The organism is Nostoc sp. S13 (assembly GCF_029379315.1).
GTDB lineage: Bacteria > Cyanobacteriota > Cyanobacteriia > Cyanobacteriales > Nostocaceae > Nostoc.
Genome location: NZ_JAQYWQ010000009.1, coordinates 41,547 through 55,499 on the forward strand (window position 1 = coordinate 41,547; position 13,953 = coordinate 55,499).

The following is a 13,953-nucleotide window of genomic DNA, read 5'->3' on the forward strand; positions in this document are numbered from 1 at the left end:
CCCTTACCACGTGTTGCATCCCAACGCGAATTCATATTTATGACATAACACACGATTTTAAATCAAAAAGGGATATCAAACAGGAAATCTTGATTATCAGAATTACGTTGCGGGTTTTCTGGATTATCTGCCCAACGCTGGGGATTATTTAAAATATATTGTTGGATATTATCTACAGATTTTTGCTCTCTTCCAATGTGTTCATAAAAATTGCCTTACCAGATTGATTGTCCTTTGGTCTGCCAAATTATATTAATGCGTTTGCTGACAACGCCTTTATAGCTGCGAATAACTGTAGAAATAGAACCAGGTACAGGTTTACCGAATTGTTCTGTGTTGCAGTCAAGATGTTGATTGAGGGCACTACAATGTTGTGCCCCTACAGGTTTATCTGTGATGATTAAGATGCCGTGTAGATGGTTAGGCATGACCACAAAGGTATCTAATTCAATGTGGAGAAAATGATCGGGTATTGTTTGCCAGCAGTTGAAGGCAATATGACCCAAAGAATTTAATTGCATTTCGCCCTTAACTACATTACCAAATAAACATTGCCGCGCTTTGGTGCAAATGGTGATGAAATATGCACCAGGTTGGGTGTAATCGTACCTTTTCAAGCGAATAGAATGGCGGTGGTGTATTTGTGGATCATAGGGCATTGATTTTTACATACAGTTATTAGTAATATGTGTTTATTTTAACTAATAATTTATATTGCCATTGATATAAATAACGTAGGGGCACGGCAATGCCGTGCCCTCCTACCCATTTGGCATCTCAACGAAAAACAATATTGTTTTGCACAATGCGTATTACATTTGAATGATACTGATAATTTATATTGCCATTGATATAAATAACGTAGGGGCACGGCAATGCTGTGCCCTCCTACCCATTTGGCATCTCAACAAGAAACAATATTGTTTTGCACAATGCATATTACATTTGAATGATACTAATTCCTCTACGGAAAATTACAAATAAAATGTTGGCTGCGGTGAACAGTTCTATCAGGGCACAACAATGTTGTGCCCCTACGCAAGATATTTGTGGTAGCTTTAGTTTGCAGGTTTGTGAAAATGGGATAGTAAGGTAAATATTTGCCTTTTAATCACCATCATTCACCCTTGGATCTCGGTTGTTGCAGTTCAAAGGTCGAAATTCCAAGTAAAAAGGTCGAATTTCCGAGTAAAAAGGTGGAAGTTCCGAGTTCAAAGGTGGAACTTCCGAGTTCAAAGGTGGAACTTCCGAGTTCTGAAGGTGAAAACTGGAGTTCTGAGCCTCAACATTGGAGATTAGAGGTTTATTTCTCCTGTTTTCTTTGTGCAACCACTCTTGCAAAGCATCATCTAATTTATCCAGACTGGTTATGCCGCGTTCATTAAAAACTCGGTCAGCAACCGATTGATTTCAGCGGGTCGTTCCTGCTGAATCCAATGTCCGGCGTTTGGCAGCAATACCTTTTTTCTCAAGTTCGGCACTGTTTTTTCTAAATTGTTGATGAGTTCTTGATTTCTCGTCACGACTGCATTGAACTCTCCCCCAACAAACAAAGCAGGTTGTTGGAGCTTTGCGCCACTCAAAAAGCATGTGAGTTCCCAATCTCTGTCCAGGTTTCGATATCGAGCTAAACCGCCTCGAAATCCGGTTCGCTCAAACTCTTGGGTGAAAAAATCAAGGTCTTGCTCACTTAACCAACTCGGAAGCTGCTCTGGTTCTGTTAAAGTGTTTAGGAATTTTTCTGATTTGTCGAATAGAAACCGCCATCTTTCTTCAGGAGGTGGATCTCCGGCGGCAGAATAGAGCATCATGCGAAGAGACTTACGAACGTCAGCTTCTAGTTCTGCCTCCGCTTTACCAGGTTCCTGAAAATACAACATATAAAACTGTTGCTCACCCGACATCAGTTTTAACATTTCTGTTGGCGGTCTACTTTCCCAGGCTTTAGCGCGATAAGGGACACTTAGTAAAGCGATCGCTTTAAATAAATCTGGACGTAACAACGCACAATGCCAAGCTAAAATTGCACCATGATCGTGCCCGACGATAATGGCTTGTTCTTGGTTGAGAGCATGAACCAGCCCAACGATATCGCTAGTTAGCTCAAGGATATTTTATGCCTCAACTGACTCTGGTTGGTTGGTTTGCCCGTAACCACGTATATCTGGCGCAACAACGTGGAATCCAGTGCGATCGCTGCAAGTTGATGTCGCCAAGAGTACCAGCATTCTGGAAACCCATGACATAGAATTACAAGGTTTCCTCGACCTTGTTCAGCAATATGCATTTTGATACCGTTAGTCTCAATCAAGCAATGATTTATTGCTTGCATCATTCCTGTTGTTTGATGACGGGTGCAGTGGTTGGATGTTCAGTCCAATCAGTTGAACGAATTTTGTAATCGCTTCATCTCATCTTAATAGATGATATTCACGATTTTTTTGAGGATTATTAAACTTAAATAATTGGTTTGACCAAGCCCCGTTGGGGCGGGGTGTGGGGTGTGGGGAAAGAGATAGCCCCAACAACCCTTGGGTTCCATGCAAAGGCTGAAATCGTGGCTTGATTGGCGGTAAAATTTGCCAGCCACTATTATCTAATTCTGGAACCAAACCCGCTTGAACTACAGAAGATTTACCACTCCCGGAAGCGCCAATAATTGCGACAAAGGGGTTTTGTGTGAGTTTCGCCAGAATTTTCCTTATTACCTGCTTGCGTCCAAAGAAAAACCTCCTCTCTTTATTTGCTGCTTTTATAACCGCTTGCAATTGAGTGGAGTGCAGACCCTCGTAGGGGCATGGCAATGCCGTGCCCTTCTTTACCTGCCTACTTACTCCAAACATATTTACGGCAGACTTCGCAGGCGGCTTTTGCTTCCTCTGTTTGCGGATTCGTGAAGATGGGATGGTAACGTAACCTGTCACAACAAACTTGCAACCATGCACGCCAGTCACCGCGCCACAACCGCACAGTGCCGTCTTCACCGCCACTAACAATCGTCTGTCCATCGGCGCTGATGGCGACAGAATAGACATAACCCTCATGACCACGCAATGGTTCCGCTAAGGGAATACCTTGGAGGTTCCACAACCGCACCGTGCCGTCATCACCGCCACTAACAATCGTCTGCCCATCGGCGCTGATGGCGACAGACCTGACATAACCCTCATGACCACGCAATGGTTCAGCTAAGGGTAGACCTTGGCGGTTCCACAACTGCACCGTGCCGTCAGTACCGCCACTGACAATCGTCTGCCCATCGGCGCTGATGGCGACAGAATAGACCCAACCATCATGACCACGCAATGGTTCAACTAAGGGAATACCTTGGAGGTTCCACAACCGCACCGTGCCGTCACTACCACCACTGACAATCGTCTGCCCATCGGCGCTGTTCCCATCGCGTTGCCCAGCAATGGCGACAGAATAGACATAACCCTCATGACCACGCAATGGTTCAGCTAAGGGAATACCTTGGAAGTTCCACAACCGCACCGTGCCGTCACTACCACCACTGACAATCGTCTGCCCATCGGCGCTGTTCCCATCGCGTTGCCCAGCAATGGCGACAGAATAGACATAACCCTCATGACCACGCAATGGTTCAGCTAAGGGAATACCTTGGAAGTTCCACAACCGCACCGTGCCGTCACTACCACCACTGACAATCGTCTGCCCATCGGCGCTGTTCCCATCGCGTTGCCCAGCAATGGCGACAGAATAGACATAACCCTCATGACCACGCAATGGTTCAGCTAAGGGAATACCTTGGAAGTTCCACAACCGCACCGTGCCGTCACTACCACCACTGACAATCGTCTGCCCATCGGCGCTGTTCCCATCGCGTTGCCCAGCAATGGCGACAGAATAGACCCAACCCTCATGACCACGAAATGGTTCAGCTAAGGTCAGACCTTGGCGGTTCCACAACCGCACCTTGCCGTCAGTACCGCCACTGACAATCATCTGCCCATCGGCGCTGTTCCCATCGCGTTGCCCAGCAATGGCGACACAATAGACCCAACCCTCATGACCACGAAATGGTTCAGCTAAGGTCAGACCTTGGCGGTTCCACAACCGCACCTTGCCGTCAGTACCGCCACTGACAATCATCTGCCCATCGGCGCTGTTCCCATCGCGTTGCCCAGCAATGGCGACACAATAGACCCAACCCTCATGACCACGAAATGGTTCAGCTAAGGTCAGACCTTGGCGGTTCCACAACCGCACCTTGCCGTCAGTACCGCCACTGACAATCATCTGCCCATCGGCGCTGTTCCCATCGCGTTGCCCAGCAATGGCGACACAATAGACCCAACCCTCATGACCACGAAATGGTTCAGCTAAGGTCAGACCTTGGCGGTTCCACAACCGCACCGTGCCGTCACCACCGCCACTGACAATCGTTTGCCCATCGGCGCTGATGGCGACAGACCTGACATTACCCTCATGACCACGCAATGGTTCAGCTAAGGTCAGACCTTGGTGATTCCACAACCGCACCGTGCCGTCACCACCGCCACTAACAATCGTCTGCCCATCGGCGCTGATGGCGACAGAATAGACCCAACCCTCATGACCACGCAAAGGTTCAGCTAAGGTCAGACCTTGGTAGTTCCATAACCGCACCGTGCCGTCAGTACCGCCACTGACAATCGTCTGCCCATCGGCGCTGATGGCGACAGAATAGACCCAACCCTCATGACCACGCAAAGGTTCAGCTAAGGTCAGACCTTGGTAGTTCCATAACCGCACCGTGCCGTCAGTACCGCCACTGACAATCGTCTGCCCATCGGCGCTGATGGCGACAGAAGAGACATCACCCTTATGACCACGCAAAGGTTCAGCTAAGGTCTGACCTTGGTAGTTCCACAATCGCACCGTGCCATCAGTACCGCCACTGACAATCTTCTGCCCATCGGCGCTGATGGCGACAGAAGAGACATAACCCTTATGACCACGCAAAGTTAAGGTCAGACCTTGGTGGTTCCACAACCGCACCGTGCCGTCATAACCGCCACTAACAATCGTCTGCCCATCGGCGCTGATAGCGACAGAAGAGACACCACCCTCATGACCACGCAAAGGTTCAGCTAAGGTCAGACCTTGGTGATTCCACAACCGCACCGTGCCGTCAGTACCGCCACTAACAATCGTCTGCCTATCGGCGCTGATGGCGACAGAAGAGACATCACCCTTATGACCACGCAATGGTTCAACTAAGGGAAGACCTTGGAGGTTCCATAACCTTACCGTGCCGTCAGTACCGCCACTGACAATCGTCTGCCCATCGGCGCTGATGGCGACAGAATTGACATCACTCTCATGACCAGGGAAAGGAATGGAGACTCTTGCTTTATTCACGACCCGATTCAAACTGTTCTGAACTGGTGCGAGAATCTGCTGGGGTAGTTTCTCTTGATTCTCACCCATAGCTTGAATTGCCAAAACTAGACTATCTAGGGGTTGGAAAGACAGTAAATTCTGTACTCTTGCCGCCTTTTCTCGCAACTGGGATTCAGTGAGTGCCCTTTCCAGTTCGGCAATGCGGTCTTTTTCATCAGCATCACTGTGCTGGTAAAAAGCTTCAACTTCCTGGGGTGATTGTAAATGGGGCTGTAATTGTTGCCAGCTATCCCTCACTTTTGCCAGCAGTCCCTCTTGGATCAAATGTTTATCATCCGGCCTTTTGTTCAACCATTCTCGCCGGGTATCTTCTAATTTGTCACTCAACCCCCGCAAGTCTCGGTCTTGTTGTCGCCACTGGGCCAACTGCTGCCAGCTTTCAATTAAAGCTTCATGGGCTAAATCAATCCAGACTTCTCCTTTTTGATCTTTCCCACTGACTAATAAGCGTCCCTTAACCAATCCCGCTTCACCATCTAGCAATTCACTCAGGTCTTGCTGTTGATTGAGATCATCACCTGTAATATTTAATAGTGTGGCTTTTGGTTGGCGCTGTCGGGTATCTTTTTCTCCCTCTCCCGTTCGCACTAACCGCAGAAAAATCTGCTTAATCCATTCTTTTTCCTGTTGAGTGCGTTCTTGGGTTGGGGATTCCTCCTCATAATCTTGGTAGTGATAAACCTTTTCTGCATAAAGATTTAACGCCCCAGTTAATCCTCCCAACTTCTCATACTGTTCTAAGGTGAGTTGATCTTTGTTTTGATCGCGTTTTTCCCAGAGTTTAGTTGAGGCAAACTCCAACAAAGGCAAGAACTCTGGTTGCTGTTTAACATTTTGGAGAATTTTTAATAGTAGTGCTTTTTGAACACTATCAGCCTGAAGCTTGGTAGGTTCGGTGATTGTCTGCTTTAAATCAACCCCGGTTAAAGGCGGCATAAAAACTGCCTCGGTTTTAATCAGGTGAGTCAGGGAGGGAGATTCCAAATAGGGTTCCAGAAAATTCGCTGGCATAGTAATCACAACTGCTAACCGCGAATTATGAATCTCTACTACCTGAGTCAGTAGTTCAATGAATCTCTGTCGTTCTTTGTGATCTGCACAAACTGTAAATACTTCCTCAGATTGATCTACTAACAGCAAAAATTTTTCTGTGCCATGAAGATTTTCGAGATCATTAGTATGTTTAGTCAGACTGTCTATACTGTTGTCATACTGAGTAATTTCAACGACAAGGGCGTATTGTGTCATCTTATTTTGTTAAAACTATTGGGTAATTCGTCTATGTCTACTAAGATACCCAAATCAAGAAGTATTTTCCTCAGTATACTTAACAACTCTAGATTCAAAATTCCACTATCAGTTCAGCAACACGTGGTATTAGCACAAGATTAAAGTTTTAGTCAATGGGATAATCTCTATACCTGGCAGTCCGCTAGTAATTACGGAAGCGATCGCTCCGACGGGCTACCCTACGTCTTTGACTCACCATCATTCACCCTTGGATCTCGGAGTTCCAAGTTCAGAGGTCGAGGTTCCGAGTTCAAAGGTTGAAGTTCCGAGTTCAGAGGTCGAGGTTCCGAGTTCACAGGTTGAAGTTCCGAGTTCAGAGGTCGAGGTTCCGAGTTCAAAGGTCAAAGTTCTGAGTTCAGAGGGCGAAGTTCCGAGTTCAGAGGTCGAAGTTTCGAGTTCTGAAGGTGAAAACTGGAGTTCTGAGGGTCAACTTTGGAGATTAGAGGTTTATTTCTCCTGTTTTCTTCTCATTAATCCCCGCTTTTATCTTCTTCTTTACTCCAAACATATTTACGGCAGACTTCGCAAGCGGCTTTTGCTTCCTCGGTTTGCGGATTGGTGAAGATGGGATGGTAACGCAACCTGTCGCAACAGACTTGCAACCATCTACGCCAGCCACCACGCCATAACCGCACCGTGCCGTCTTCACCGCCACTAACAATCGTCTGCCCATCGGCGCTGATAGCGACAGAATAGACATAACCCTCATGACCACGCAATGGTTCAGCTAAAGGAAGACCTTGGTGATTCCACAACCGCACCGTGCCGTCACCACTCCCACTGACAATCGTTTGCCCATCAGCACTTATGGCAACAGAATTGACATCACCCTTATGACCACGCAATGGTTCAGCCAAGGGAAGACCTTGGCGATTCCACAACCGCACCGTACCGTCTTTACCGCCACTAACAATCGTCTGCCCATCGGCGCTAATGGCGACAGAATAGACATAACTTTCATGACCACGCAATGGTTCAGCTAAGGTCAGACCTTGCAGGTTCCACAAGCGTACCGTGCCGTCTCCACCGCCACTGACAATCGTCTGTCCATCGGCGCTGATAGCGACACACCTAACATAATTCTCATGACCATGCAATGGTTCAGCTAAGGTCAGACCTTGCAGGTTCCACAAGCGTACCGTGCCGTCTCCACCGCCACTGACAATCGTCTGTCCATCGGCGCTGATAGCGACACACCTAACATAATTCTCATGACCATGCAATGGTTCAGCTAAGGTCAGACCTTGCAGGTTCCACAAGCGTACCGTGCCGTCTTTACCACCACTAACAATCGCTTGCCCATCGGTGCTGATGGCGACAGAATTGACCCAACCCTCATGACCAAACAATGGTTCAGTTAAGGGAAAACCTTGGTAGCTCCACAATCGCACCGTGCCGTTATTAGCGCCACTGACAATCGTCTGCCCATCAGCGCTGATAGCGACACACCTAACATAACCCTTATGACCACGCAATAGTTTAGCTAAGGGAAAACCTTGGCGGTTCCACAACCTTGTTGTGCGGTCATTACCGCTACTGACAATCATCTGCCCATCGGCGCTGATGGCGACAGACAAGACATTACCTTTATGACCACGCAATAGTTCAGCTAAGGGAAAACCTTGGCGGTTCCACAACTGCACCGTGCCGTCATTACCACTACTGACAATCGCCTGCCCATCGGCGCTGATGGCGACAGAAGAGACATAATCCTCATGACCACGCAATAGTTCAGCTAAGGGAAAACCTTGGCGGTTCCACAACCTTACTGTGCGGTCATTACCGCCACTGACAATCGCCTGCCCATCGGCGCTGATGGCGACAGAAGAGACATAATCCTCATGACCACGCAATAGTTCAGCTAAGGGAAAACCTTGGCGGTTCCACAACCTTACTGTGCGGTCATTACCGCCACTGACAATCGTCTGCCCATCGGCGTTGATGGCGACAGAATAGACCCAACCCTCATGACCACGCAATGGTTCAGCTAAGGAAAAACCTTGGTGATTCCACAACCGCACCGTGCCGTCATCACTACCACTGACAATCGTCTGCCCATCAGCACTTATGGCAACAGAATTGACATCACCCTTATGAGCACGCAATGGTTCAGCCAAGGGAAGACCTTGGCGATTCCACAACCGCACCGTACGGTCACGACCACCACTGATAATTGTCTGCCCATCGGCGCTGATGGCGACAGAAGAGACACTACTCTCATGACCACGGAAGGGTTGAGTCAGGGGATGACCTTGCACGTTCCACAACCGCACTGTGCCGTCTCCACCGCCACTGATAATTGTCTGCCCATCAGTGCTGATGGCGACAGAAGAAACATTCCCCTGATGAATACGTAACCCTTCAGCGAAGGGAAGGCCTTGGAGTTTCCACAACCGTACCGTGCCGTCTTTACTGCCACTAACAATCGTCTGCCCATCGGCGCTAATGGCGACAGAATTGACATAATCTTGATGACCACATAAAAGAATGGAGACTCTTACTTTATTCATCACACGATTCAAACTGTTCTGAACTGGTGCGAGAATCTGCTGAGGTAGTTTTTCCAAATTCTCACCCATAGCTTGAATTGCCAAAACTAGACTATCTAGGGGTTGGACTATTAATAAATTCTCTACCCTAGCGGCTTTCTCTCGCAATCGTGATTCAGTGAGTGCCTTTTCTAATGTAGCAATCTGGTGCTGTTCATAAGCATCACTACATTGATAAAAATTCTTGGCTTGAGGTGATGAGAAAAACTCTAGCTTTTCCCAATTTTCCCCCACCTCAGCCAATAATCCTCCCTGCATTAAGTATTTTTCATTCTCCCTTTTATTCACCCACTCGCGTAAAGCATCTTCTAACCTATCGCTCAACCGTCGCAAATCTCGGTCTTGTTGTCGCCATAGGGCAAATCGCTGCCAACCCTCAATTAAGGCTTCATGGGCTAAATCAATCCACGCTTTTCCTTGTTCATCTTTCCCAGCAACTAGCAAACGTCCTTTCACTAATCCTTCATCTAGCAATTCACTTAATGCTTGCTGCTGTTCTTGCTCATTACCAGCAATGTCTAACAGTTCAGCTTTTGGTTGGCGCTGTCGCGTATCCTTTTCTCCCTCTCCGGTTCGCACTAATCGCAGAAAAATTTGCTTAATCCAGTCCTTCTCCTGTTCATTTCGTTCTTGAGTCGGGGAATCCTGCTGATAATCTTCATAAAGATAAACATTTTCTGCATGAAAATTTAGCGCCCCTGTCAATCCTTGGAAGTTTTCATACTGTTCTAGGGTGAGTTGATACTTTTGTTGGTCGCGTTTTTCCCAGAGTCTAGTTAAAGCAAACTCCATCAAGGGCAAGTATCCCGGTTCTTTACCAACATCTTCTAAAATTTTCAGGACTAGTCTTTCTTCAACACTATGACCTTGAAGTTTAGCAGGTTCGGTTATTGTCTCTTTTAAATCAACTCCAGTTATACGAGGTATCAAAACAAGCTGATTTTCAATCAATTTATTTAAAGACGGATAGTCTAAACATGGTTCGAGAAAATCCGATCGCATGGTAATCACAACTGACAACCGCGAATCGGTCATCTCTACTACCTGAGTCAGCAATTCAATAAATCTCTGCTTTTCTTCAGCAACAGAGACAGTAAATAGTTCCTCAAACTGATCTACTACCAATAAAAATTTGTCTGCACCTGTGAGATGCTCCAAAATTACAGGTAAAGGATTCGGTTCCTGAGTAATCAACTCCCAAAGCAATCTTTCTTTTCTCGCCCCCGGGAAAAATGCTTTCAGAACTCCTCTCAATTCCTGCAAAAGCTGAAATCCTGGCTTGATTGGCGGTAAAATTTGCCAGACACTATCATCTAATTCTGGAATTAAACCCGCCTGAACTACAGAAGATTTACCACTCCCGGAAGCGCCAATAATGGAAACGAAGGGCTTTTGTGCCAGTTTCTCCAGAATCTTCCTCACAACCTGCTTGCGCCCAAAGAAAAATTGTTTTTGTTCCGCTTCAAAGGCTTTTAAACCTTGGTAAGGACATTCTTCCTTTACCTCAAAGGTTTGAGCTTGTCTTTGATTGTTGTAGGTAATTAGAGTAATGGAACGCCCCCAACCCATGCGGATTGGTTCTTGACCACTGTTTTTAAGTTCTGTGGTAAGTATATCGAAGAGGCGATCGCCTGTCACCTGTCCGCGATCGTTAGTATTCTCTGGTGACAAACCAGCCAGCAAAGCTGTTGTAAAAATACTGTGTTGTTCGCTTTTTTTGGCATAGGCTTGTTGAAAACCTCTGCAAGCAGCAATAAAGTAGTAATCGCGCTGTGAAATAAAGGCGGTAAGAGTTTTTTCGATGAGATTGCGTTCCAGAAAATCACCGCTATGACAGCAATCTAACAGCACTACTAGACTACTCAAGTCGGAGTCTCTAATTAAATTGTTCAGGCTGAGAAGACTAATCCCGCCTGTTTGTTCAATAATTTGTTTACCTTGAGTGACAATTGTCAAGTCAGAAGTGGCTAGATATGCTTGTTGTGTTCCTAAGCTGTCAGATACGGTGATGCCATGCCCTGTAAAGTAAATTAGCGCTTCGTTTTTAACTGCTTGTTGTTGCAAAAGTGTTTTTAAAGCTTCAGCCAACTTAGTTGTACTAACTTTCCCTTTAAGAACAGCGATATCCTCAAAATCACCATGCGCCTTTAGTACCTGTTCTACCGCTTCTGCATCCGTAGCTGGTTTTGTGAGGTTGGAAAGCTGATTTGTATAATCTGTAATGCCAACTACAAGCGCGTAACGAGCCATCTATACATATTTAAGTTGTCTGTTACAGAATAAGATAACGTAAATACACCTAAAATCTGAGGGCTTGATGTCGAACATAGAACGTTTAGTCTTTGAAGAAGACGGGGAAATCTATACAATTCTGTTCGAGTCAAAGGAAACGCCAAATATACCAGAAGTTGTCACACCGGAGGTTGATGAAGATAAAGAATCCTACGGCTGGCGGGAAGAGGCATTTGTCAAGATTGAGGAAGTTCACCATCAAATTCGAGCTTATACCAAATATGCCATTGGCGCTTTTAAAAATTTAGGTACTGCCGAAGTTGAAGAGATTACTTTAAAGTTTGGCTTGAAGATAGGCGGAAAAACTGGCATCCCCTTTGTAACTGAAGGTTCGGCGGAGAGTAATTTTGAAATAGAGGTGAAGTGTAAGTTTCCTGAAAATAAGCAAAATTCCAGCACTTGAGGTTTTGTTTTAGCAGGGATGGGCTTTATACCTTTAACTCTGCTAAAAATTATAGAAGCGATCGCTCCGACGCGCTACGCTTAAGCTCTCCACTCCCATCATTCACCTTTGGATCTCGGATGTTGCTGTTCAGAGCTTCAAGTTTCGTGTTCTCATCTCGAAATTCCATGTTCAGAGGGTGAAGCTTCGAGTTCAGAACTCGGAACGTCGAGCAATTTACTCCAACATCCGAGTTCTGAGCCTCAACATTGCACCTTAGAAGTGCAATCACCGAGTTATTTTCTACAACGCTGCTGCTTGAGGCTTGACTTTCCGAGATTTACGGGCGAACCTTTGCCCCATTTCCTCAACTACTGTCTCTAAACCCGCACCTTGTCCACTAGCTTTGGCATAAGTATACACCTGCAACGCGGCTGCATAGGCTTCACTACCCACCGCCAAAAATGTATCATCCACCAATTCTTGGAATTGTGTCAGCGACAGCAATACTGGATACAACGCCTCAAACAATTGTACATCCTTCCGCATTTCATCGAGGTCAAACGATCGCGGTAAAAACTCTGGGTTCTGTGTCGCCACTTCTAATGCTTTGCTGACAAAGGCGCGGCTTTTATCTCCCATTTTGGGTAAAGCTTTCCGTTCCTCGTTACTTAAATCAATCAAAAATGGTAGCTTTTCTTTAATTGTAGCGATCGCTTGTAACACAGCATCTCTCTCTGATTGCGCTAGTGTTGCACTAATTGGGGCTGTGGACATAGAAATTAGTCTCCGGTATGTTTCTTAAATTTAGAGTGCCCACATATACAATTTAAATTTCTATGACACCAATAAAGATTACCAAGTAGGGGCACGGCAATGCCCATTGGTGTCAACTTAAGGTGAAAGCTTTTTAAAACCTGGTTTCCAGCCAGAGGCTCTTAATGCACCTCATCGAGGCTCTGCCGCAAGTCTTAAGGCGGCAGCCCTCTCGGAATGCATTAAGAGTCGGAGACTGGGAACGAGACAATCACTAAGATGTTCTTAGTGATACATCATGAGTACAAAACGCCCAGCCAGAATTGGAAACCCCGACCCGCGGCAGCAAAAACATGTACCAGCGCCGCCAATTGAGTAAATCGAGACAGAGATATTTTCACTACTATCTCCCCTCAACTTTAAACCCCTGAGATTGTGTGAAAACAAACAACAGAAACTAGTTCCGAGATAGAATATTGACCTTGCCAATGATGATGTGAGCCGATCTTTTTGGCGATGGTAATAGGAGGCAGAAGCAATAGAATCCTCTGGAATATCAGCACTGTTGAAATAGCTCCTTAAAGCTTTTTAAGGCTGCTTCCGGTTTGGCAACAATTTCGACAATTTTATTGCGTGCATCTGGTTCAAACAACGCCTCAACAGCAACTTGGGCAACTTTTTGCCTGGGGATGCTACCGTCAAACAGTGTATCTGCACTCTGCATCACGATGGAGTCGGGGTTATCTTCATTCTTCAACCCACCAGGCCGCACAATCGTATAGGTAAGACCACTTTTCTGGATGTACTCTTCAGCTTGCTTTTTCCACAGCAAAATCAGCCAAAACAAGTTCAGTGGATGGAATAACCGCGAAGTACATAAAGAAGAAACTAAGACAAAATGCTCAATTCCCTTTGCCTTAGCAGCATTTACTAAATTTGTAGTCCCTTCAAAATCCACTTTATAGGGGCCAGTGGGGTCAAAGCTAGGTTTTGCTCCAGTAGCAACCAACAAAACTGTGCTATCTCCCAACACAGCAGTCAGACTTTCTGGTTGTAACACGTCGCCTACTACCAATTCTGCTTCAGGAGACAGAATACCTCTAGCTTTCTCTATATCCCGCACCAAGGCTCGGACGGGAATATTCCGCGCTATCAACTCTTGCACAATCCGGCGACCTGTTTCACCCGTTGCCCCTGCTACAAATGCTTTCATGAGAAATGCTATCCTGGGAAACTATTGTGTGCTTGTTCAGTTCCTTATTTTAGTAATTCTATGGA

The 13,953-nt window shown here is 46.2% G+C and carries 9 protein-coding genes and 1 pseudogene; 3 read left to right on the forward strand and 7 right to left on the reverse strand.

The window, feature by feature from the left end; all coding sequences use genetic code 11:
• Positions 1-215: 215 nt before the first annotated feature.
• Both PUQ00_RS05070 and PUQ00_RS05075 read right to left on the reverse strand, forming a co-directional pair.
• Positions 216-659 (reverse strand): transposase, encoded by a 444-nt coding sequence (locus tag PUQ00_RS05070; protein WP_335029570.1) that lies wholly within the window; start codon positions 657-659, stop codon positions 216-218.
• A 708-nt stretch (positions 660-1,367) separates the two neighbouring features.
• Positions 1,368-2,111, reverse strand: a complete 744-nt coding sequence (locus PUQ00_RS05075; RefSeq protein WP_335029573.1) for an alpha/beta hydrolase — start codon at positions 2,109-2,111, stop codon at positions 1,368-1,370.
• Positions 2,112-2,116: 5 nt separating this feature from the next.
• On the opposite strand from PUQ00_RS05075, the gene PUQ00_RS05080 reads away from it, so the two are divergent.
• Positions 2,117-2,248 carry a hypothetical protein gene (locus PUQ00_RS05080; RefSeq protein WP_300413771.1) on the forward strand — a complete coding sequence of 44 codons (132 nt, stop codon included), beginning with the start codon at positions 2,117-2,119 and terminating at the stop codon, positions 2,246-2,248.
• A 163-nt stretch (positions 2,249-2,411) separates the two neighbouring features.
• Here the strand turns inward: PUQ00_RS05080 and PUQ00_RS05085 are convergent, their stop codons facing one another.
• The 3 genes from PUQ00_RS05085 to PUQ00_RS05095 all read right to left on the reverse strand — a co-directional run bounded on the left by PUQ00_RS05085 (position 2,412) and on the right by PUQ00_RS05095 (position 11,495).
• On the reverse strand, positions 2,412-2,843 hold the full coding sequence (locus tag PUQ00_RS05085; RefSeq protein WP_300413773.1) for a hypothetical protein: 432 nt from the start codon (positions 2,841-2,843) through the stop codon (positions 2,412-2,414).
• Complete coding sequence (locus tag PUQ00_RS05090; RefSeq protein ID WP_300413776.1) at positions 2,827-6,654, reverse strand: hypothetical protein; 3,828 nt, start codon at positions 6,652-6,654, stop codon at positions 2,827-2,829. The genes PUQ00_RS05085 and PUQ00_RS05090 overlap by 17 nt, the downstream gene beginning before the upstream one ends.
• Before the next feature lie 512 nt (positions 6,655-7,166).
• Positions 7,167-11,495, reverse strand: coding sequence for a caspase family protein (locus PUQ00_RS05095; RefSeq protein ID WP_300413779.1), 4,329 nt, complete (start codon positions 11,493-11,495; stop codon positions 7,167-7,169).
• A gap of 67 nt (positions 11,496-11,562) precedes the next feature.
• Between PUQ00_RS05095 and PUQ00_RS05100 the strand changes: the two genes are divergently transcribed.
• Positions 11,563-11,940 carry a CU044_2847 family protein gene (locus tag PUQ00_RS05100; protein ID WP_300413781.1) on the forward strand — a complete coding sequence of 126 codons (378 nt, stop codon included), beginning with the start codon at positions 11,563-11,565 and terminating at the stop codon, positions 11,938-11,940.
• 282 nt (positions 11,941-12,222) lie between these two features.
• On the opposite strand, the gene PUQ00_RS05105 is transcribed toward PUQ00_RS05100, so the two are convergent.
• Positions 12,223-12,696, reverse strand: a complete 474-nt coding sequence (locus PUQ00_RS05105; RefSeq protein WP_300413783.1) for a hypothetical protein — start codon at positions 12,694-12,696, stop codon at positions 12,223-12,225.
• A 277-nt stretch (positions 12,697-12,973) separates the two neighbouring features.
• Here PUQ00_RS05105 and PUQ00_RS05110 point away from each other — a divergent pair.
• Positions 12,974-13,172, forward strand: a pseudogene (locus tag PUQ00_RS05110) (IS4 family transposase); the annotation flags it as partial.
• Between the two features lie 59 nt (positions 13,173-13,231).
• On the opposite strand, the gene PUQ00_RS05115 reads toward PUQ00_RS05110, so the two are convergent.
• Complete coding sequence (locus PUQ00_RS05115; protein WP_300413785.1) at positions 13,232-13,888, reverse strand: NAD(P)H-binding protein; 657 nt, start codon at positions 13,886-13,888, stop codon at positions 13,232-13,234.
• Positions 13,889-13,953: the final 65 nt, after the last annotated feature.